Genomic DNA, 18,315 nt, shown 5'->3' with positions numbered 1-18,315 from the left:
TCCATACGTTCAAGCATGAACATAATAGTTCAAAGATGAACAATAAACAAGAGCTGCCTTGGGACAACCCGCGGTTTCGCAACTGGGTCGCGGTTGCGCGCGCCTGCCATGTGCTGGAGCGCACGCTTGCCGTGAAGCTGGCGCCGCTCGATCTGAAGCCCGCGCAGCTCGATGTGTTGATGAATCTCTACCGCCATCCCGGCATGTCGCAGCACGATCTCGCTCGCAAGCTGCTCGTCGGCCGCTCCAACATCACCATGCTGTTGCCGCAGCTTGAGGCTCGCGGCCTGCTGCGCCGCGAAGGCGACGAGAAGGACAAGCGCATACTGCGGCTGGCCCTCACCGAAGCCGGCGAGGCGCTGCTGATGCAGGCGCTGAAGGTGCACATGGCGCTGATCGAGAAAGCGATGAGCCAGTCGACGCCGGAGCAGTGCGACATGATCGGCGAGCAGATGCGCAAGATCTACGAGGTGTTGAAGGACGCCTGACCGCCATTGCGGTCCGGCGGATCACCACATCGTCTTTTTTGCCCGCTCCGGCCATTCCTTGTCATAGGTTTCGCCGTCGATGTTCCTGCGGCTGGTGATCTCCAGGATCTTTCCTGGCGTCGGCAGGGATTTCGGATCGACATGCCTTTCCGGGTTCCACAGTTCCGACCGCACGATGGCGCGGGCGCATTGGAAATAGACCGTATCGACATCGATGACGCTCACCGAGCGTGCCGGCCTGCCGTCGACCGTGAACGACGCGCAGAGCGCGGCATCCGTGGTGATGCGCGCGCGGCCGTTGATGCGCAGCGTCGTTCCGGAGCCCGGCACCAGGAACAGCAGCCCGACGCGGGGATCGCGAATGATGTTTTTCAGCGAATCGGCGCGGTTGTTGCCGCGCCGGTCCGGCATCATCAGGGTTTTCGGATCGACGATGCGCACGAAGCCGGCGAGATCGCCGCGCGGCGAGCAATCCAGCCCTTCCGGCCCGCTGGTCGCCAGCGCGACGAAGGGCGAGGCCTCGATGAAGGCGGCGTATTCGGGAATGACGTGGTCGAGTTCCTTGACCACCGAGGCTTCGCCGGGCAGGCCATAGAGCGTTTCAAGCTGTTCGACTGTGGTTATGATGGACATTGTCTCGTCTTCCGATCCGCCGCCCCTACTCCCGCTCCATGACATCTTGACGACGCCCGCCGGCTAACGGTCGCGGCTGAGACCCTTTTGCGCAAGCTCGGCAAGGTAGGCGTTCCAGCGCGCGTCCTTCTCGTGGCCTAGCGTGTGCAGGTAATTCCAGGTGAAGATCCCGGTGTCGTGGAAATCGTCGAAGGTTATGCGGACCGCGTAGTTGCCGACCGGTTCAATTTTGAGGATGGCGACATCGCGTTTGCCGGGAACGGTCACCCGCTGGTCCGGCGAATGGCCCTGCACCTCGGCCGACGGCGAGGCGACGCGCAGCAGCTCGGCCGGCAGCTCGAATGGCTGGTGGCCGGGAAAGGTCACGGAGAGCAGTTTCCGGTCTTTGGAGACCCGCAGTTCCTTCGGCGCCGTCATGGTGTTTTTCCGTTTCGAACCGCCCTTCCCTACGCCGCTTCGCCGGATTGGAAAAGCCCGTACCAGGCAGCCGACATCCGGTGTCGGTCGGGGAATGTTACCAAAGATCGAGAGCGGCTATCTTGAACGACAGGCCGGATCGTATCACATAGCGATATATAACGCCGTCGTTCACAGCCACGGGAAACGCTTCACGCATGGACATGATCGATCCTTTCGGCCGCACGATCAGCTACCTGCGCGTGTCGGTCACCGACCGCTGCGATTTCCGCTGCACCTATTGCATGGCCGAGGACATGGCTTTCCTGCCCAAGAAGGACCTGCTGTCGCTCGAGGAACTCGACCGGCTGTGCAGCGTCTTCATCGCAAAAGGCGTGCGCAAATTGCGTCTCACCGGCGGCGAGCCGCTGGTGCGCAAGAACATCATGCACCTGGTCCGTCAGCTGTCGCGTCATCTCGAAAGCGGCGCGCTGGAAGAACTGACGCTGACCACCAACGGCTCGCAGCTTTCGCGTTTTGCTGCCGAGCTCGCCGATTGCGGCGTCAAGCGCATCAATGTTTCGCTCGACACGCTTGATGCCGACAAGTTCCACGCAATCACCCGCTGGGGCCATCTCGGCAAGGTCATGGCCGGCATCGATGCGGCGCAGGCGGCGGGGCTGAAGATAAAGCTCAACGCCGTGGCGCTGAAGGATTTCAACGACGCCGAATTGCCTGAGATGATGCGCTGGGCGCATGGCCGCGGCATGGACCTGACCGTCATCGAAACCATGCCGATGGGCGAGATCGACGCCGACCGCACCGACCAGTACCTGCCGCTGTCGCTGCTGCGCGCCTCGCTGGAGCGCCAGTTCACGCTGACTGACGTCCCGTTCAAGACCGGCGGTCCGGCCCGCTATGTCCATGTCGCGGAAACCGGTGGCCGGCTCGGCTTCATCACGCCGATGACCCATAATTTTTGCGAGAGCTGCAACCGCGTCCGGCTGACCTGCACCGGCACGCTCTTTATGTGCCTGGGCCAGGAGGATGCCGCCGATCTCAGGGAGCCGTTGCGTGCGTCCGAAGGCAACGATCTGGTCGGCGCGGCGATCGACGAGGCGATCGGGCGCAAGCCGAAAGGGCATGATTTCATCATCGACCGTCGCACCAGCCGCCCCTCCGTGTCGCGGCATATGAGCGTCACCGGCGGCTGATTTTCCCACGGATCTGGTGCAGGATCGCTTCCGGCTGACTGCTGGAGGAATGGAATGAAGTGCGCGCGCTCGGTACTGGCATTCGTTGCGGCGATCGCGGCAATCCCGTCGGCTGCCGCTCCTTTCACCTACACCAACGAGCGATTCGGCACGGTCTGCACCTTTCCCGATGATGTTTTCACCGACCGCCAGCCCGAACCGGACAATGGCGACGGCCAGCAATGGCTCGCGCCCGACGGCGCCAGCCTGATCTGTTCCGGCATCCTCAATATCGACAACGACACGCCGAAGAGCTTCGTTGCGGCCGAGAAGACAAGCACCCAGGCGGGTTACAAGGTCACCTACAGCAGGACGGGAAAGAACTGGGCCGTGCTTTCGGGGCTGAAGGCCGGGAACATCTTTTATGAGCGCCGCCTGTTCGGCAAGGACGGCGTCATCCGCACCGTCTGGATCGAATATCCGCCGGCCGTGAAGTCGAAATACGACCCGCTGGTCAGCGCCATCGCCGCCAGCCTCGAGGGACCGTGACTATTGCGGCCATGCCGCAATAAATCTCCGCCGGCGGATGCCCGCCTGATTTACCCCAGCCGTTTTCGCGCCTAGCCTTCCATCCGGTAGCGGCTTTCGCTCCGTGGGGAAAACATTATGCGCAAATTCATCTTTTCTGTTGCCTTGCTCGGCCTCGCCGCCATGCCGGCGGCGGCGCAATCCATCGGCGGCACTTACGATGTCGCCGGCACCAATTTCGATGGTTCGGCCTATGGCGGCGAAGCAACCATCACGCTGACAAGCGGCACGACCTGCACGATCCATTGGGAAACCGGCGGCTCGTCCTCGGACGGCATCTGCATGCGCAACGACAACGCCTTCTCGGCCGGCTATGTCCTGGGCAAGGAGATCGGCCTTGTCGTCTACAAGATGGATGACGACGGCTCGCTGCACGGCCTGTGGACGATCGCCGGCAAAGACGGCAGCGGCACCGAGGTGCTAACGCCGAAGAAGTAAGGCCGGTCATCCGCGGTTGAAATTCTGGGCCGCGATCAAGGCCGTGGCCCAGCCCTTTGTCGTTGCTGTTTCGGTCCCGGCTGCTACAGGCTTTTTTCAAAGCAGAACCGGTAGAGATCTTGCCCCTTTCTCCCAATCTTCGCGGTGCGTTGTTCATGGTGGTGGCGATGGCCGGCTTCACCCTCAATGACGCGATCACCAAATATTCGTCGCAGTCGATGAACATGGCGCAGGTCATGCTGATCAGAGGCGCATTTGCCTCGCTCTTCGTCGGCCTGCTTGCCTGGCAGCGCGGCGCGCTGGTCCGGCCGCGCTCGATGCTGCAGCCACTGGTGGCGCTGCGCGTCCTTGCCGAGGCCGGCGCGACGGTGACCTTCCTGGTCGCGCTTGCCCATTTGCCGATCGCCAGCGTCTCGGCCGTCCTGCAGGCACTGCCGCTGGCCGTGACAATGGGCGCGGCCCTTGTCTTCGGCGAGGCGGTCGGCTGGCGCCGCTGGCTGGCGATCGCCGTTGGATTTGCCGGCGTGCTGGTCGTGGTGCGCCCGGGCTTCGAGGGGTTCAGCATGTTTTCGCTCGTGGCGCTGGCCAGCGTCGCCTGCTGCGCAGTGCGCGACCTCGCCACCAAGCGGATTCCGCAGGCTATCCCCACGCTGCTGGTCTCCACCGCAACGGCATTGGCCATGACGGTGGTCGGCGCGCTGCTGCTGTCGCCGATGGGCGGCTGGACACCGATGACGGGAAAAGCCACTGCGCTGCTGGCGCTCGCAGCAGTGCTGGTGCTCATCGGCTATCAATTCATCATCATGGCGATGCGCTCGGGCGAGATTTCCTTCATAGCGCCGTTCCGCTATACGGCGCTGCTCTGGTCCATTGTGCTCGGCCTGCTGGTCTTCGGCGATGTCCCCGACATGACAATGATCATCGGCGCCAGCACAATCGTCGGCTCCGGCCTTTACGCGCTTTATCGTGAGCGCGTCGTCGGCCGGCGCAGGATCGTCGCGGAAAGCACTGGTCCTGCCATGGCCCCGGACGGCATATAAGAGGCTCGCGGGGAATTTTCGCGAAGGCGCACGGGCTCGATGATGGTGAGAGATATTGCGGGATTGATGCTGGCCGGCGTTCAATCCAGATGCAGGGGCGGCGGCGACAAGACCTTGCTGCGGCTCGAAAGCGGCTGGCCACGGCGGCCGATCAACATCAACATGCCCGACGATCTTGCCAAGGCGGCGCGGTTGCTGCAGAGCATCTGAGATGAACAAGCGCCTCTTCGGCATCACCGGCTGGAAGAACTCCGGCAAGACGACCCTGACTGAGAAACTGGTCGCGGAACTCGTTGGGCGCGGCTGGAGGGTTTCGACCGTCAAGCACGCCCATCATGATTTCGACATCGACAAGCCGGGCGCGGACAGCTTTCGCCACCGGCAGGCAGGAGCCATGGAAGTCGCCATCGTCTCCGCCAATCGCTGGGCGCTGATGCACGAATTGCGCGGCGAGGATGAGCCGGCGCTGGAAGCCATCCTGTCGCGGCTTGCGCCGTCCGACATCGTGCTGGTCGAAGGCTACAAGCGCGAAGCCCACCGCAAGATCGAAACCCGGCGCCTGGAGGCGAAGGACCGGACGCCGCTTTCGGCGGGTGACCCCGGGATCGTTGCCATTGCGGCCGACTTCGTCATCGAGGACAAAAGCCTGCCGGTGTTCGATCTCGACGACGTGAAATCGATAGCCGACTTCGTCGAGCGCGCGACCGGCCTCGTTCCTTGAGAAGTAACGTAACGGCAGAAGGACATTGCCGATTTTCGTGGTTTTGCAGTTGCTTTTTTCTTGGAAAGAGTGGGAGTATCGGGCCAGCGGGCGGTCAAAAGCACCGCCCCCACAGAGCCGTTTCGGAACGACGGCCGGGACCATAAAGAGAGGATCATTATGCGTATTGCACTGCGTATCGCGCTCGCCGCTTCGGCCGCGCTGCTGACGCTCGGCGTAGCCCAGGCCCAGGAAAAGACCCTGAGGATCGGCACCGAGGGCGCCTACCCGCCCTTCAACAACCTGACTTCCGATGGCAAGCTCGTCGGTTTCGACATCGACATCGCCCAGGCGCTCTGCGACGAGATGAAGGTCAAGTGCACCTTCGTTGCCCAGGATTGGGACGGCATCATCCCGGCGCTGCAGGCGGGCAAGTTCGACGCCATCGTGGCCTCGATGTCGATCACACCGGAGCGTGCCGAGAAGGTCGACTTCACTCACAAATACTACAACACGCCCTCGGCGCTCGCCGTGCCGAAGGATTCGACGCTGAAGGGCGTGACCAAGGAGGACCTCGCCGGCAAGAGTATCGGCGTGGCCACCACGACGACCCATTTCAACTATGCCTCGAAGACCTACACCGACAGCACGATCAAGGGTTATCCGAGCAGCCCCGAGGAACAGGCGGACCTGGCCAACGGCCGCCTCGACGCCATCGAGGATGATATCGTGGTGCTGCAGCAGTGGCTGGATTCGCCTGACGGTGCCTGCTGCAAGATCCTCGGCCAGCCCTCGCCGCAGCCGGTCGAGATTTTCGGACCTGGCGCCGGCATTGCCGTGCGCAAGGGCGAGACCGATCTGGTCAACAAGCTGAATTCCGCGATCGACGCCATCAGGGCCAACGGAAAATACAAGGAAATCAACGACAAGTACTTCAAGTTCGACGTCTACGGCGCCGAGTCCTGATAATCACCTCCAAGGGCGGCAGGGTCTCCCTGCCGCCTTACCCGATCTGGGAGCTCTGGAGATAACACCACTCGATGCCAGCCCAAAGCATATGGACACTTCTCAGTTGGGGACCCAATGGCTGGCTTGACGATATCGCCTATGGCGCGGTGGTCACCATCGCGCTGGCGCTCGCCACGCTTCCGATCGGCCTGACGATCGGCTTTTTCATTGCCTGGGCAAAGCAATCCGAAGAGCCTTCGCTGCGGCTGGCCGCGAACATTTACACCACCATGTTTCGCGGCCTTCCGGAGCTGGTGACGCTCTTCCTGTTCTTCTTCGGCATGCCCATCCTGCTGCAATACATAATCCGCTTCTTCAGGCCCGAGGCGACGATCGATGTCGACAGCTTCATCGCCGGCATGATCGTGCTCTCGCTGATCTTCTCTTCCTATGCCAGCGAGGTATTCCTTTCGGCCTTTCGCGCCATTCCGAAGGGCCAGTATGAGGGCGGCTATGCGATCGGTCTGTCGAAGTGGCTGACCATGCGCAAGGTGATCCTGCCTCAATTGCTGCGCATCGCCTTCCCCGGTCTCGAGAATTGCTGGCTCAGCCTGCTCAAGGACACAGCCCTGGTCTCGGTCGTCAACCTCGCCGAGACCTTGCGCAATGCGGGCGTCGCGGCGCGCGTCACCAAACATTCGTTCCTGTTCTACAGCGTCGCGGCGCTGGTCTTTCTCATCCTGGCAATCCTGTCTTCGATCGCCACCGGCTTCATCTTGCGGTCGCTCGGGCAGAAGGAAGCGCGATGAGCGTCACCGACACCATTGCCGTCGATCGGCCGCCGCCGCCGGCGCGCGGCTGGCCGCGTGCCCGTATCGTGGGATACGCACTCGTCGGCCTCTGGATCCTCTTCGGCTTCGGCATACTGGCCTATCTGGTCTCCGCGTGGAACGGCGAGTTCTTCGCACGATATGCGCCGGCCTATCTGCAGGGACTTGGAACCACCCTGTCGCTGGTGGCTGTGTCGATGGTGGCCGGCGCCATCCTGTCGCTGCCCGTCACCTATGGCCGCATGTCGAACAACCGGTTGCTGTCGTGGCCCGCCTATTGCTACGTCTATTTCTTCCGCGGCACGCCGCTGCTGGTCCAGGTCTATCTGGTCTATTACGGGGTCGGTTCTTTCCGCGTGCAGCTCGAATCGGTCGGGCTATGGTGGTTCTTCCGCGACGCCTTCAACTGCGGCGTGTTCGCCTTTGCGCTTAACACGGCCGCCTATCAGGCCGAAATCCTGCGCGGCGCCATTGAGAGCGTTCCAAGGGGCCAGTGGGAAGGCGCCGCTTCGCTCGGCCTGCACAAGCTGCAGACGCTGCGCAAGGTCATTCTGCCCCAGGCGATCATCGTGGCCTTGCGACCCTACGGCAATGAACTCGTTCTGATGATCAAGGCCTCCGCGATCGTCGCCATCATCACCGTCTACGACCTGATGGGCAATGCGAAACTCGCCTACGCCAAGTCCTTCGACTTCCAGGCCTATGTCTGGGTGGCGATCGTTTATCTGGTGATGGTCGAGATCCTGCGCCACGGCGTCGAATGGATCGAGCGCCGGATTACCATTCACCTGAAACGGTAAGCTTACCTGATCTGTGCCAGTCGATGGCTCGGCGCGCGCCTTGACGAATCCGCCGCATGGCCTAGACCTTCCGCAACTGCAATCTTTGCTCCCGTCGGAAGGAACAAGCCATGGCATCGGTGGCATTTCTCGGTCTTGGCGTCATGGGCTATCCCATGGCCGCGCATCTGAAGAACAAGGGCGGCCACGACGTCACCGTCTACAACCGCACCGGGGCAAAGGCCGAGCAATGGGTCGCCCAGCATGGCGGCGCTCTCGCCCTGACGCCGGCGCAGGCTGCCGAAGGCAAGGACTTTGTTTTCTCGTGCGTGGGCAATGATAACGATCTACGTTCGGTGACGACGGCAAAGGACGGTGCCTTTCAGGCCATGAAAAAGGGCGCCGTCTACATCGACAACACCACGGCATCGGCCGAGGTCGCGCGCGAATTGGCCGATGCCGCACAGGAGCGCGGCTTCTCGTTCCTCGACGCGCCGGTCTCCGGCGGCCAGGCCGGCGCCGAAAACGGCATTCTGACCGTCATGGTCGGCGGCGACCAGGCAGCCTTCGACAAAGCCAGGCCCGTCATCGACGCCTATGCCCGGATGGTCGGGCTTATGGGACCGGCAGGCGCCGGCCAGCTCACCAAGATGATCAACCAAATCTGCATCGCCGGGCTGGTGCAGGGACTGTCCGAAGGCATCCATTTCGGCAGGAAGGCCGGGCTCGACATCGAGAAGGTCATCGATGTGATCTCCAAGGGCGCAGCGGGCTCGTGGCAGATGGAGAACCGGCACAAGACGATGAATGCAGGCAAATACGACTTCGGCTTCGCGGTCGACTGGATGCGCAAGGATCTCGGCATCTGCCTTGATGAAGCCGACCGCAACGGGGCCAGACTGCCCGTGACGGCGCTCGTCGACCAGTTCTACAAGGACGTCCAGGCGATGGGCGGCAGGCGCTGGGACACATCCTCACTGCTGGCGAGGCTGGAAAAGTAGAACGCAGATGTCCCTGCCCTGCCCGAGCTGGAGCGCGGACGACATCGTCGCTCACCTGCGCTCGATCGGCACGCAGGAAAACCGCGCCGGCATGGCCCGGTTCGGCATCAACACCGCGACGGCGCTTGGTGTAGGCAATTCGGATTTGCGGCCGCTGGCGCGCAAGCTGAAGCGCAATCACGAGCGGGCGCTTGCCCTGTGGGACAGCGGTGTTCGCGAGGCGCGGCTGGTGGCGGCGTTCACCGGGGAGCCGAAAAGGATCACGGCCGAGCAGTGCCGCCGCTGGGCCGGCGATTTCGATTCATGGGAGATCGTAGACAGCGTTTCGGATCTCTTTGCTGAAACGCCGTTCCGGCGTGAGTTGATCGAGGAGTTTGCTGCCGACGAACGCGAGTTCGTGCGCCGGGCCGGCTTTGCCATGGTGGCGTGGAGCGCAGTGCATCTGAAGCAGGAGCCGGACGCGACGTTTCTCGCCTATCTGCCGTTGATCGAGGCGCATGCCGGCGATCCGCGCAATTTCGTCAGGAAGGCGGTCAGCTGGGCGCTGCGGCAGATTGGCAAACGCTCGGCGGCGCTGCATGCCCCTGCCCTTGCGCTCGCGCAAAAGTTGGCCGGATCATCCGACAAGACGGCGCGCTGGATCGGCCGGGACGCCGTGAAGGAGTTAACGGATGCCAAAAGGCTGGAACGGCTCACCTCCAGAAAAAGCTGATCTTGCCGATATCCGGTTCACGGAGGTGACGCCGGCAACACGCGGCGACTTCGAGATATTGTTCGAGCAGCCGGGTGCGCCAAAATATTGCTGGTGCATGGCGTGGCGGCAGTCCGTCCGCGAGCACATCCCGAATGATGAGAAAAAGCGCCAGATGATGGCACTTATCGATGCCGGCAGGCCGGTCGGCATCCTCGCCCAGATCGACGGCAAGACCGTTGCCTGGTGTTCGGTCGCGCCGCGCGAAACCTACCGAAGGCTTTCAAAGCGGCAGGACGACAGCGAGACAGGGGTATGGTCGATCGTCTGCTTTTATGTGCCAAGGGCTTTGCGCGGCCGCGGTTTTGCTTCCGCATTGCTCGATGCGGCCATTGACCACGCGTTCGCCAAGGGGGCGCATATCATTGAGGCCTATCCGGTGGGCGAGGCATCGCCGAGCTACCGTTTCATGGGGTTTCGCGACATGTTTGCGGCGCGCGGCTTTCACGACGCCGGCATGACCGGTTCTCGCCGGCATGTAATGCGGCTCGAGCGTTGACGTCGCCGGTGGCGGTGTCTTTACTCGAACGCAAAGGAAACGTCCCATGACCAAACGTCTGATAGCCATGGCAGCGTTCGCGGGCGCGATGTCGGCTTTTACAGCCGCCCTCGCTTCGGCCGAGACCACACACATATTCTGGAAGGATTTGCGCCCGGCGACCCAGGCGGTTGCCGAAGAAGCTGGCCTGCCGATGATCGCGGCAAAATTGCCCGATCGCGGCGAGACGTTATCCCTCGGCCTGCAGGACAAGACCATACAAATAGCCGGCTATGCGTTGCCGGTCGATCGCGAAGGCGATCTTGTCTATCAATTCCTACTGGTGCCGTGGACCGGCGCCTGCAGCCACATGCCGACACCACCACCCAACCAGATCGTCCTGGTCACCCCGGCTCAGCCCTACAAAATATCGCGGGCCTACCAGCCGGTTTCCGTAACCGGCGCGCTGAAACCAGGCATGGAGAAGAGCCAGCTTTTCATCCTGGACGGCGTCTCGGTCATCCAGTCGGGCTATACCGTGCGCAAGGCAGACGTGACCGGCGTCGACACCGTGCCGGACACAATAACCCTACCGGTCAACTCGCCTTGGACTTTCCTCAACAAAAAGAAGAACTAAGCAAGGCGAGCTTGCGTGACCTTGCATGCACCAAGGCCACGCGCGCTCAGGCCGCGTTCGCGCCCGATTCCTTGTCCAGCACCATGTAATCGAGCGGGATTTCGGTCGTGTACTTGATCTGCTCCATGGCGAAGGAGGACGAGACGTCGCGAATCTCGATCTTGGCGATCAGCCGCTTATAGAAGGCATCATAGGCTGCAATGTCGGGCACCACGACACGCAGGAGGTAGTCGACATCGCCGCTCATGCGGTAGAACTCGACCACCTCGGGGAATTCCTGGATGACTTCGGAAAAGCGCCGCAGCCATTCATGGCTGTGCGAATTGGTGCGGATCGAGACGAAGACGGTGACCCGCACATTGACCTTTTCATGATCGAGAATGGCGACACGCCGCTTGATGACGCCCTCTTCCTCGAGCTTCTGGATGCGCCGCCAGCAAGGGGTCGTCGACAGTCCCACTTTCTTGGCGACATCTGCGACCGCGAGCGTCGCGTCCTCCTGCAGGAGGCGGAGAATTTTTCGGTCAAGGCGGTCCATTGAAAGCTCCTGAAGGAATGGATTGGCTATAATCGGCGTTATTATAGCCTTTCACAAGAAAAAAATTCTGCTGATTGGCGGAAAAGCCGGTGGTTTCTTGCTGAATGTCTAACCGAGGCGATAGCGGATTTCCGACCTGAGGAAAGGCAGCAAATCCATTTCAAACCAGGGATTCCGCTTCAGCCAGCCGGTGTTGCGCCAGGACGGATGCGGCAGCGGCAGCACCTTCTGGCCAGCGGATTTCTCCCAGATGGAGCGCCAGTCCCTCACCGTTTCCGTCAGGGACGGGCGCCGCGCGGCACCCATGTGCCAGGACTGCGCGTAGATGCCGATCGTCAGCACCAAGTCGATCTGCGGCATGAGCCCCATCAACGGCGCGCGCCAGGCCGGCGCGCATTCACGCCTTGGCGGCAAGTCGCTGCCCTTGGCGTCCTGGCCGGGGAAACAGAAGCCCATCGGCACGATAGCGAACTTCTCGGTGTCGTAGAACTCCTCGCTGGTGACGCCGAGCCAGTCTCGCAGCCGGTCGCCCGAAGCATCGGTGAACGGCATGCCCGACAGATGCACCTTGGTTCCCGGCGCCTGGCTGGCAATCAGGATGCGGGCATTCGACGAGGGTCGCAGCACCGGGCGCGGTTCGTGCGGCAGTGGCCGGCCGATCGGATTGTCGACGCAGATGCGGCAGGCGCGAACCGTCGCGGCGAAGCTTTCGAGTTCCGCAGTCATCCTCAGGCCGCGGCACTCGGCCGGCTCGAAACCATCCGATACCAGCGCAACACATTGCTGCACTCGTCCGGCACCTTGATGCGCGCCGGTTTCATAAAATCGATGGCGATCATCCCGGTGATATCGGCGATCGAATAGGCGTCGCCGGCGGCGAATTCGCGGGTTCCCAGTTCGCCGTCGAGAAGTCGCAGGAATTCGATTGCCTTCGGTTTGTTGGCCTCGCCCCACTCGGGAATCTGCGGGATCTCCCATTCCTTCATGGCCGGATGGGTGTGGCGGAAAGCTTGCGCGACGCAGGTCAGCAGGTTGAATTCCATCCGCCTTTGCCACATCTCGACCTGCGCCTTGCCGAGCGCCCCGCGACCGAACAGTGCGGGCTCGGGATTGAGTTCCTCGAAATAGCGGCAGATGGCGACGGACTCGGTGATGACGGTGCCGTCGTCAAGCTCCAGCACCGGCAGTCGCCGCAGTGGATTGCGCGAGCTGACCGCCTGTTGCCTGTGTTCCAGCGCGCCCATGTCGACGGACACCAGCGGAACCGCGATTCCCTTCTCGGCCAGAAAAACGCGAACCCGTCTTGGGTTGGGCGCCCGGCCGCCGTCGAAAAGCTTCATTCGATCCTCCAGTTCTTGCCGGTGATGGCACGGTTCAGCTTCCGCCGGCTTACCAGAAGCGGAAAATCTCCCGCACGGCATCGCCGATCGAGGCGAGCGTGCCATGTTTTCTCTCGACGGACTCGCCATGGTGGCTGTCGCGCCAATCCTGCGGCTGGTCGAACGTACCTGCCCAGATGCCGGCCTTTGCCGCGCGCGCGATCGCTTCCTCGCTCTCGTAATCGCCGAAAGCGACCGCCCAGCCTGCCTCTACCTGTGCGCGGTTGAGATCGGTGTCCCCGGCCCTGCAATCGCCGAGCAGCCGGCCGTAACGATCGCGCTGCCAGCCGCTGCAGATGACGGGGCTGCCGGCGATCAGGCGCACCAGAGACTGGCGCGCAAGCGCGCCACAAGAATAGTCGGCGCCGTACTTGCGGCAGGTCTGGGTGTATTCCGGCGCGTCGATGCCGCGCATGCGGATGCGTTCGGCCCCGAGCGTGATCGAGTCGCCATCATTGATGATGGCGACGCCCTGTGTCTTTCGCGTCTCCACGCGATCGAGGCGCGCCGCAAGCACGATCAGCAACCCCAGAATAATGACGGTCAGCCCGTAGTCCAGCAATTTGCGCCACAGGCTCCGCGGACGCGGCGCAGCGTACCGCCGGCGCGGTCCTTGCGACCAGGAACGGCTCATATGGCAAACGGTTGGTTAATCATTCGAACGTAGCTTAACACCTTGAAATGCCGCCCGCATAATTGAAGTCTTCATGCCTTTGCAACGCTCGAACACAGCGGACAAATTCATTGTGGACCGCAGGAAACGCCATCGCAACAGCGATGTCGCGCGCGCGGTGCGCAAGACGCGCGACCGTCTTTCGCAACAGGCCGGCAATCCGGATTTCGATCGCGAACTATTGAAACTCCATGCGCGCGCGATGACCAGCGGGGCCATTGCCATTCCGCTGCTTGTCCTGGCGATCGCCGCGCTTGGCCGGCTGGCCGGCATCGGCAATGAGATCATTCTCTGGGCGCTGTTCACCCTGACCTGCTACACGATGTTGGCTTTCATGGCGCGCCGCGTCGAACGCGTGGAAGCGTCCGATCTTAACCCGTTGCAAACCCAGAGAGAATTCCTGTTCGCACATTTCCTGTGCGGCCTCGGCTGGGGCTGGTTCGTCTGGCTCGGCTGCGGTGCCTGCGCGGTCGACCAGTTTCAGGTGGTCAAGGCCGTGGTGCTGCTGCTTGCCATGGCCGGAACCGCTATCATGGCCTCATCCCTGCGCGGGGCGTTGCTGGCGACTTTCGCTGTTCCGGTGGCGCTTTACGCCTACGCCGAAATAAGGCTGCGGATGCCGGTCGGGGCGATCATGGCCGTACTGCTCGTCCTTTCGCTGCCTTTCTTTGCCTATATCGCGCGGAACCTCAACCGCTCCTCCCTGATGCTTTTGTCATTCCGCTCCGAAAAGGACGCGCTGATCGCCGAAGTCGAGACCGCGAAATCGATGTCGGACGAGGCGCGGCGGCGCGCGGAAGATGCCAATCTGGCCAAATCGCGCTTTCTTGCCTCGATGAGCCATGAATTGCGCACGCCGCTCAACGCAATTCTCGGTTTTTCCGAAGTGATGTCGAACGAAGTGCTGGGGCCGATGAGCAATCCCACTTATCGCGACTATGCCCATGACGTGCACGAATCCGGCCAGCATCTTCTCGACCTCATCAACGAGATCCTCGACCTGTCGCGCATCGAGGCCGGCCGGTACCAGCTCAATGAAGAGCCGGTGATGCTGCTCGGCATTGTCGAGGATTGCTGCCACATGATGGAGTTGAAGGCGCGCAACAAGGATATCCGCGTCATTCAGGATTTCGAACATGCCTTGCCGCGCCTGTTCGCCGACGAGCGCGCGGTGCGCCAGATCACCCTCAACCTCTTGTCCAACGCGATCAAGTTCACCGCTACCGGCGGCGAAATCCGCGTGCGCGTCGGCTGGACGGCCGGCGGCGGACAATACATCTCGGTCAGGGACAATGGCCCCGGCATACCGGAAGACGAGATCCCGGTGGTGCTTTCGGCCTTCGGCCAGGGTTCGATCGCCATCAAGAGCGCCGAACAGGGCACCGGACTTGGTCTGCCGATCGTGCAGGGCCTGCTCGCCATGCATGGCGGCGAATTCCAACTTCATTCCAAGCTGCGCGAAGGCACAGAGGCGATCGCCATCTTCCCGCTGAGCCGGGTGATGGAGGAACTGCCGGCCCTGCCGACCGCAGCAGTCGCGGCGCGTCGGCGTTGACGCGCCTCATGCGTGGAATGAGCGCGAATGCTCGGCCTAGCCGCGAACGGCCGCGGCCATGCCCGAACTGGTCAGTGCCGCTGCCTTGATTAGGCCGGCGGCAAGTGCCGCGCCTACTCCCTCGCCGTGGCCGACGCCGAGGTCAAGCAAGGGGCGAAGGCCAAGGCGCTCGGCGGCCTGCGCATGCGCGGGCTCCGGCGACAGGCCGGCGAGCAGGCAATGATCCAGTGTCGCAGGATTTGCGGCATGCAGCACCGCCGCCGCGGCCGTTGCCGCAACTCCGTCGAGCAGCACAGGGATTCTCTGCATCCGTGCCGCAAGGATGGCGCCGGCTATCGCCGCGAACTCACGGCCACCGAGCCGGCGCAGCACCTCCAACGGTTCATCGAGATGGCCGGCGTGGAAAGCCAGCGCCGCATCGACCACCTCCGCCTTGCGCGCCTGCATCGCCGCATCGGCGCCGGAGCCCGGGCCGACCCAATCGGTGCCCTTGCCGCCCAACACGGCCGCGAACAGGGCCGCGGCGACGGTGGAATTGCCGACGCCCAGATCGCCGAGGCAAAGCAGGTCGGCGCCGCCGGCGATCGCCTCCATGCCGAAGGCCATGGTCGCGGCGCAACCCCGCTCGTCGAGTGCGGCATCCTGCGTGATGTCGGCTGTCGGAATATGCAAGGCGAGATCGAAAACCTTCAGCCCGAGGTCGTTGGCGACGCAGACCTGGTTGATCGCTGCACCGCCGGCCGCACACAGTTCGACGGCGTTGGCGGTCGCCGCCACGACTCTCGGCGAAACGCCGTGCCTGACAACACCATGGTTGCCGGCAAAGACCGCGACCAGAGGCCGCGTCACTGCCGGCGGCGCACGGCCGCTCCATGCTGCCAGCCAGGCAGCGATATCCTCGATGCGACCAAGCGAGTTCCTTGGCTTGTCCGCCTTGGCGAACAGCGTTCGCACACGGGCCTCGGCTGTCGTGTCGGCCGCCGGCAGGTTGGCCAGCAGGTTACGGAAATCGTCGAAGGGCTGTGCTCTGGTCATGTCGTGGAAATCGTCCTTGCAGATGGCAGCGGCATAGCCGCCCTCGTGCGCCGGCACAACCTCCCGCGCCTGATGTAAAAGCGGCCGCGGGCGACGCATTCCCGAGGGCTTGCAAAGGCCATGCCGTTGCACCATGTGGAAGTCAGCCAAGGAAACATTCATGACGGCCATCGAATCCCCATGCATTCTGGTCTGTTCGATCGATATGAAGACCGGTTTCTGTTTCGGGTGCGGCCGCACCCGGGACGAGATCGGCGCCTGGATCGACATGACGGCGCAGGCGCGCCGTAACGTCATGGCCCAACTGCCTGCAAGGCTGGAGACGGTCGAGCGCCGGCCGCGCCGCGAAACCCGCCGCACCCGTATGGCACGGGAACGCGACGCGCTCTCGTGAACGGATTGCCGACATGAACCGCCTGTTCTGGATCCTGATGCTCGTCATCGGCGTCGGCGCGGTGCTGCTGATGTTCAACGATTCCGCCGGCAATACGCTCGGCGTCGAGAACGATGATTTCGGCCGGTTGATCTGGCTGGGCGCCTTCGGCGCGCTCATCGGCGCCGGCCTTCTAAGGTCGGGCCGCCCGCTCAGCGCCATGGCGCGCAATCTCGGCGCGTGGGCGGCGATCGCGCTCGCGCTGATCGCCGGCTATCAATATCGCTACGAATTGCAGGATTTCGCCAACCGGGTAACCGCTGGCCTTGTTCCCGGCAGCCCGCTGGCGCTGGGCATCGAGGACGGCCATGCCACCGTGACGCTCGACAAGGCCGACAATGGCCATTTCGAGGCGCGCATCTTGATCAACGGCGCGCCAGTGCGCACGGTGGTCGACACAGGAGCGACCAGCACCGTGTTGACGTCGCAGGACGCCCAGGCAGCCGGGATCAATCCCGCCGCTCTCGATTTCACCATACCGGTCTCGACCGCCAACGGCACGGCGCGCGCCGCGGCTGTGAAAACCAACGAACTGGCCATCGGCGGCATCGTGCGAAAGAATATGCCGGTGATGGTCGCGGCACCCGGTATGCTTGGCCAGAGCCTGCTCGGCATGAACTTCATCAGTTCGCTGTCCGGCTTCGACGTGCGCGGCGACCGGATGACCCTCCGGGATTGACGTTCGGCGAAAGCGGTTCAGGCGGCCTTGTCGACCGCCCCGCTGAGGTCGACCGCAGCGAACGCCGTCTTCAGCACCTGCGGCCCAGCGCCGGGGCGCGTTGCATCCGTGGAGAGGATCTGGCGGTAGCGGCGCGCACCGGGCAATCCATGGAACAACCCGACCATATGGCGGGTGACGTGGCCGAGCCGCCCGCCCTGTTCGACATGGCGTGCGGCGTAGCCGGCCATGACATCGATCAGCGCGGCGAAATCGAAGGGACCGGTCCGCTCTCCATAAAACATGGCATCGACGCCGGTCAGAATGCCTGGAGTATGGTAGGCGGCGCGGCCGAGCATGGCGCCGTCGAGGTGCTGGAGATGCGTCTGCGCCTCTTCAAGCGATTGAATACCGCCATTGATGCCGATGAATTCGCTCGTTTTTCTCGTCTTCAGCCGATAGACGCGACCGTAGTCGAGCGGCGGGATGTCGCGGTTTTCCTTGGGGCTCAGCCCCTCCAGCCATGCCTTGCGCGCATGCACCCAAAGGGCGTCGGCGCCGGCCGCGAAAACTCCGTCTGCAAGCGCATCCAGCGCCGGCTCGGGATCCTGCTCGTCGACGCCGATGCGGCATTTGACGGTTACGGGAATGGTCACGGCCGCCTTCATCGCCGCGACACAGTCGGCGACGAGGTCAGGCACCTTCATCAGGCAGGCGCCGAACGTACCGGACTGGACGCGGTCCGACGGGCAGCCGACATTGAGGTTGATTTCCTCATAGCCGAAAGCCTGGCCGATGCGCGCCGCCTCGGCCAGCTTCCCCGGATCGGAGCCGCCGAGCTGCAGCGCGACCGGATGTTCCGCCTCATCAAAACCAAGCAGGCGCTCGCGCGCGCCCTGGATGACCGCGTCCGCCACCACCATCTCGGTGTAGAGCAACGCACGGCGAGTCAGCTGGCGATGGAAGAACCGGCAATGGCGGTCCGTCCAATCCATCATCGGGGCGATTGCCACCTTATGCTCTTGGTATCTCGACATTTTTTGCGTCAATTGGTTGGTTGATGCGGGCGGTATGGCCACCAATCCTCATATCGGCGACATATGCGAAGTAGGCAAGCCCCTCGCTCGAGCAGTAAGTCTGAAGG

At 63.0% G+C, this 18,315-nt stretch carries 24 protein-coding genes and 1 pseudogene; 17 read left to right on the top strand and 8 right to left on the bottom strand.

Annotated features, from left to right (window positions below; genetic code table 11):
• The first annotated feature begins 35 nt into the window (after positions 1-35).
• Entirely contained in the window at positions 36-488 is a 453-nt protein-coding gene (locus FJ426_RS10710; RefSeq protein ID WP_140548466.1) for a MarR family transcriptional regulator, read from the top strand.
• A gap of 21 nt (positions 489-509) precedes the next feature.
• Here FJ426_RS10710 and FJ426_RS10705 read toward each other — a convergent pair whose 3' ends face one another.
• Together FJ426_RS10705 and FJ426_RS10700 are read right to left on the bottom strand one after the other, a co-directional pair.
• Positions 510-1,121: a pyridoxamine 5'-phosphate oxidase family protein gene (locus FJ426_RS10705; protein ID WP_140584423.1), complete on the bottom strand. Its 612-nt coding sequence runs from the start codon at positions 1,119-1,121 to the stop codon at positions 510-512.
• Between the two features lie 63 nt (positions 1,122-1,184).
• Entirely contained in the window at positions 1,185-1,538 is a 354-nt protein-coding gene (locus FJ426_RS10700) for a DUF971 domain-containing protein (protein ID WP_140498625.1), read from the bottom strand.
• A 197-nt stretch (positions 1,539-1,735) separates the two neighbouring features.
• On the opposite strand from FJ426_RS10700, the gene moaA reads away from it, so the two are divergent.
• From moaA to FJ426_RS10635, 13 genes and pseudogenes are all read left to right on the top strand, one after another.
• Positions 1,736-2,731, top strand: a complete 996-nt coding sequence (moaA, locus tag FJ426_RS10695; RefSeq protein ID WP_140762039.1) for a GTP 3',8-cyclase MoaA — start codon at positions 1,736-1,738, stop codon at positions 2,729-2,731.
• 54 nt (positions 2,732-2,785) lie between these two features.
• Entirely contained in the window at positions 2,786-3,259 is a 474-nt protein-coding gene (locus FJ426_RS10690) for a hypothetical protein (RefSeq protein ID WP_140561226.1), read from the top strand.
• Positions 3,260-3,376: 117 nt separating this feature from the next.
• Positions 3,377-3,736, top strand: coding sequence for a hypothetical protein (locus tag FJ426_RS10685; RefSeq protein WP_140498628.1), 360 nt, complete (start codon positions 3,377-3,379; stop codon positions 3,734-3,736).
• A 119-nt stretch (positions 3,737-3,855) separates the two neighbouring features.
• Entirely contained in the window at positions 3,856-4,776 is a 921-nt protein-coding gene (locus FJ426_RS10680) for a DMT family transporter (protein WP_140557186.1), read from the top strand.
• 42 nt (positions 4,777-4,818) lie between these two features.
• Positions 4,819-4,911: pseudogene (locus FJ426_RS32165) on the top strand (molybdenum cofactor guanylyltransferase MobA); the annotation flags it as partial.
• Between the two features lie 76 nt (positions 4,912-4,987).
• On the top strand, positions 4,988-5,497 hold the full coding sequence (gene mobB, locus FJ426_RS10670; RefSeq protein ID WP_140561227.1) for a molybdopterin-guanine dinucleotide biosynthesis protein B: 510 nt from the start codon (positions 4,988-4,990) through the stop codon (positions 5,495-5,497).
• A 159-nt stretch (positions 5,498-5,656) separates the two neighbouring features.
• Complete coding sequence (locus tag FJ426_RS10665) at positions 5,657-6,442, top strand: ABC transporter substrate-binding protein (protein ID WP_140498631.1); 786 nt, start codon at positions 5,657-5,659, stop codon at positions 6,440-6,442.
• Between the two features lie 74 nt (positions 6,443-6,516).
• The gene (locus FJ426_RS10660; RefSeq protein WP_140498632.1) at positions 6,517-7,233 is read left to right on the top strand and encodes an ABC transporter permease; all 717 of its coding nucleotides are present in this window, start codon (positions 6,517-6,519) and stop codon (positions 7,231-7,233) included.
• Positions 7,230-8,054: an ABC transporter permease gene (locus FJ426_RS10655; RefSeq protein WP_140498633.1), complete on the top strand. Its 825-nt coding sequence runs from the start codon at positions 7,230-7,232 to the stop codon at positions 8,052-8,054. The genes FJ426_RS10660 and FJ426_RS10655 overlap by 4 nt, the downstream gene beginning before the upstream one ends.
• Before the next feature lie 110 nt (positions 8,055-8,164).
• Positions 8,165-9,034 (top strand): NAD(P)-dependent oxidoreductase, encoded by an 870-nt coding sequence (locus FJ426_RS10650; protein ID WP_140561229.1) that lies wholly within the window; start codon positions 8,165-8,167, stop codon positions 9,032-9,034.
• Between the two features lie 7 nt (positions 9,035-9,041).
• Positions 9,042-9,746, top strand: a complete 705-nt coding sequence (locus tag FJ426_RS10645) for a DNA alkylation repair protein (RefSeq protein WP_140525213.1) — start codon at positions 9,042-9,044, stop codon at positions 9,744-9,746.
• A complete protein-coding gene (locus FJ426_RS10640) occupies positions 9,706-10,284 on the top strand; it encodes a GNAT family N-acetyltransferase (RefSeq protein ID WP_140525214.1) in 579 nt (192 codons plus the stop codon). The genes FJ426_RS10645 and FJ426_RS10640 overlap by 41 nt, the downstream gene beginning before the upstream one ends.
• A gap of 46 nt (positions 10,285-10,330) precedes the next feature.
• On the top strand, positions 10,331-10,900 hold the full coding sequence (locus FJ426_RS10635) for a DUF3299 domain-containing protein (protein ID WP_140498637.1): 570 nt from the start codon (positions 10,331-10,333) through the stop codon (positions 10,898-10,900).
• Positions 10,901-10,946: 46 nt separating this feature from the next.
• Here the strand turns inward: FJ426_RS10635 and FJ426_RS10630 are convergent, their stop codons facing one another.
• The 4 genes from FJ426_RS10630 to FJ426_RS10615 form a co-directional block, all read right to left on the bottom strand.
• Positions 10,947-11,438: an Lrp/AsnC family transcriptional regulator gene (locus FJ426_RS10630; RefSeq protein ID WP_006205209.1), complete on the bottom strand. Its 492-nt coding sequence runs from the start codon at positions 11,436-11,438 to the stop codon at positions 10,947-10,949.
• A gap of 108 nt (positions 11,439-11,546) precedes the next feature.
• Complete coding sequence (locus FJ426_RS10625) at positions 11,547-12,164, bottom strand: uracil-DNA glycosylase family protein (RefSeq protein ID WP_224518976.1); 618 nt, start codon at positions 12,162-12,164, stop codon at positions 11,547-11,549.
• Between the two features lie 2 nt (positions 12,165-12,166).
• Complete coding sequence (locus FJ426_RS10620) at positions 12,167-12,778, bottom strand: glutathione S-transferase (protein WP_140498639.1); 612 nt, start codon at positions 12,776-12,778, stop codon at positions 12,167-12,169.
• 49 nt (positions 12,779-12,827) lie between these two features.
• Positions 12,828-13,451, bottom strand: a complete 624-nt coding sequence (locus FJ426_RS10615; RefSeq protein ID WP_140825201.1) for a thermonuclease family protein — start codon at positions 13,449-13,451, stop codon at positions 12,828-12,830.
• Positions 13,452-13,524: 73 nt separating this feature from the next.
• On the opposite strand from FJ426_RS10615, the gene FJ426_RS10610 reads away from it, so the two are divergent.
• A complete protein-coding gene (locus FJ426_RS10610; protein WP_140625123.1) occupies positions 13,525-15,045 on the top strand; it encodes a HAMP domain-containing sensor histidine kinase in 1,521 nt (506 codons plus the stop codon).
• 36 nt (positions 15,046-15,081) lie between these two features.
• Here FJ426_RS10610 and FJ426_RS10605 read toward each other — a convergent pair whose 3' ends face one another.
• Positions 15,082-16,080 (bottom strand): nicotinate-nucleotide--dimethylbenzimidazole phosphoribosyltransferase, encoded by a 999-nt coding sequence (locus tag FJ426_RS10605; RefSeq protein WP_140498984.1) that lies wholly within the window; start codon positions 16,078-16,080, stop codon positions 15,082-15,084.
• 160 nt (positions 16,081-16,240) lie between these two features.
• On the opposite strand from FJ426_RS10605, the gene FJ426_RS10600 reads away from it, so the two are divergent.
• The gene (locus FJ426_RS10600; protein ID WP_140498642.1) at positions 16,241-16,474 is read left to right on the top strand and encodes a DUF1289 domain-containing protein; all 234 of its coding nucleotides are present in this window, start codon (positions 16,241-16,243) and stop codon (positions 16,472-16,474) included.
• Between the two features lie 13 nt (positions 16,475-16,487).
• Complete coding sequence (locus tag FJ426_RS10595; RefSeq protein WP_140498643.1) at positions 16,488-17,192, top strand: TIGR02281 family clan AA aspartic protease; 705 nt, start codon at positions 16,488-16,490, stop codon at positions 17,190-17,192.
• Between the two features lie 17 nt (positions 17,193-17,209).
• Here FJ426_RS10595 and dusA read toward each other — a convergent pair whose 3' ends face one another.
• The gene (dusA, locus tag FJ426_RS10590; RefSeq protein WP_140825200.1) at positions 17,210-18,208 is read right to left on the bottom strand and encodes a tRNA dihydrouridine(20/20a) synthase DusA; all 999 of its coding nucleotides are present in this window, start codon (positions 18,206-18,208) and stop codon (positions 17,210-17,212) included.
• Between the last annotated feature and the right edge of the window lie 107 nt (positions 18,209-18,315).

It is taken from the genome of Mesorhizobium sp. B2-6-4 (genome assembly GCF_006441495.1).
In the GTDB taxonomy this organism is placed as follows: Bacteria; Pseudomonadota; Alphaproteobacteria; order Rhizobiales; family Rhizobiaceae; genus Mesorhizobium.
This window is presented reverse-complemented; position numbering and strand designations above follow the sequence as displayed.

Bases quoted from the DNA above. Each gene is read 5' to 3' on its own strand.
- FJ426_RS10710 (WP_140548466.1), top strand. From the start codon at position 36: ATGAACAATAAACAAGAGCTGCCTTGGGACAACCCGCGGTTTCGCAAC.
- FJ426_RS10705 (WP_140584423.1), bottom strand. From the start codon at position 1,121: ATGTCCATCATAACCACAGTCGAACAGCTTGAAACGCTCTATGGCCTG.
- FJ426_RS10700 (WP_140498625.1), bottom strand. From the start codon at position 1,538: ATGACGGCGCCGAAGGAACTGCGGGTCTCCAAAGACCGGAAACTGCTC.
- moaA (WP_140762039.1), top strand. From the start codon at position 1,736: ATGGACATGATCGATCCTTTCGGCCGCACGATCAGCTACCTGCGCGTG.
- FJ426_RS10690 (WP_140561226.1), top strand. From the start codon at position 2,786: ATGAAGTGCGCGCGCTCGGTACTGGCATTCGTTGCGGCGATCGCGGCA.
- FJ426_RS10685 (WP_140498628.1), top strand. From the start codon at position 3,377: ATGCGCAAATTCATCTTTTCTGTTGCCTTGCTCGGCCTCGCCGCCATG.
- mobB (WP_140561227.1), top strand. From the start codon at position 4,988: ATGAACAAGCGCCTCTTCGGCATCACCGGCTGGAAGAACTCCGGCAAG.
- FJ426_RS10665 (WP_140498631.1), top strand. From the start codon at position 5,657: ATGCGTATTGCACTGCGTATCGCGCTCGCCGCTTCGGCCGCGCTGCTG.
- FJ426_RS10660 (WP_140498632.1), top strand. From the start codon at position 6,517: ATGCCAGCCCAAAGCATATGGACACTTCTCAGTTGGGGACCCAATGGC.
- FJ426_RS10655 (WP_140498633.1), top strand. From the start codon at position 7,230: ATGAGCGTCACCGACACCATTGCCGTCGATCGGCCGCCGCCGCCGGCG.
- FJ426_RS10650 (WP_140561229.1), top strand. From the start codon at position 8,165: ATGGCATCGGTGGCATTTCTCGGTCTTGGCGTCATGGGCTATCCCATG.
- FJ426_RS10645 (WP_140525213.1), top strand. From the start codon at position 9,042: ATGTCCCTGCCCTGCCCGAGCTGGAGCGCGGACGACATCGTCGCTCAC.
- FJ426_RS10640 (WP_140525214.1), top strand. From the start codon at position 9,706: ATGCCAAAAGGCTGGAACGGCTCACCTCCAGAAAAAGCTGATCTTGCC.
- FJ426_RS10635 (WP_140498637.1), top strand. From the start codon at position 10,331: ATGACCAAACGTCTGATAGCCATGGCAGCGTTCGCGGGCGCGATGTCG.
- FJ426_RS10630 (WP_006205209.1), bottom strand. From the start codon at position 11,438: ATGGACCGCCTTGACCGAAAAATTCTCCGCCTCCTGCAGGAGGACGCG.
- FJ426_RS10625 (WP_224518976.1), bottom strand. From the start codon at position 12,164: ATGACTGCGGAACTCGAAAGCTTCGCCGCGACGGTTCGCGCCTGCCGC.
- FJ426_RS10620 (WP_140498639.1), bottom strand. From the start codon at position 12,778: ATGAAGCTTTTCGACGGCGGCCGGGCGCCCAACCCAAGACGGGTTCGC.
- FJ426_RS10615 (WP_140825201.1), bottom strand. From the start codon at position 13,451: ATGAGCCGTTCCTGGTCGCAAGGACCGCGCCGGCGGTACGCTGCGCCG.
- FJ426_RS10610 (WP_140625123.1), top strand. From the start codon at position 13,525: ATGCCTTTGCAACGCTCGAACACAGCGGACAAATTCATTGTGGACCGC.
- FJ426_RS10605 (WP_140498984.1), bottom strand. From the start codon at position 16,080: ATGACCAGAGCACAGCCCTTCGACGATTTCCGTAACCTGCTGGCCAAC.
- FJ426_RS10600 (WP_140498642.1), top strand. From the start codon at position 16,241: ATGACGGCCATCGAATCCCCATGCATTCTGGTCTGTTCGATCGATATG.
- FJ426_RS10595 (WP_140498643.1), top strand. From the start codon at position 16,488: ATGAACCGCCTGTTCTGGATCCTGATGCTCGTCATCGGCGTCGGCGCG.
- dusA (WP_140825200.1), bottom strand. From the start codon at position 18,208: ATGTCGAGATACCAAGAGCATAAGGTGGCAATCGCCCCGATGATGGAT.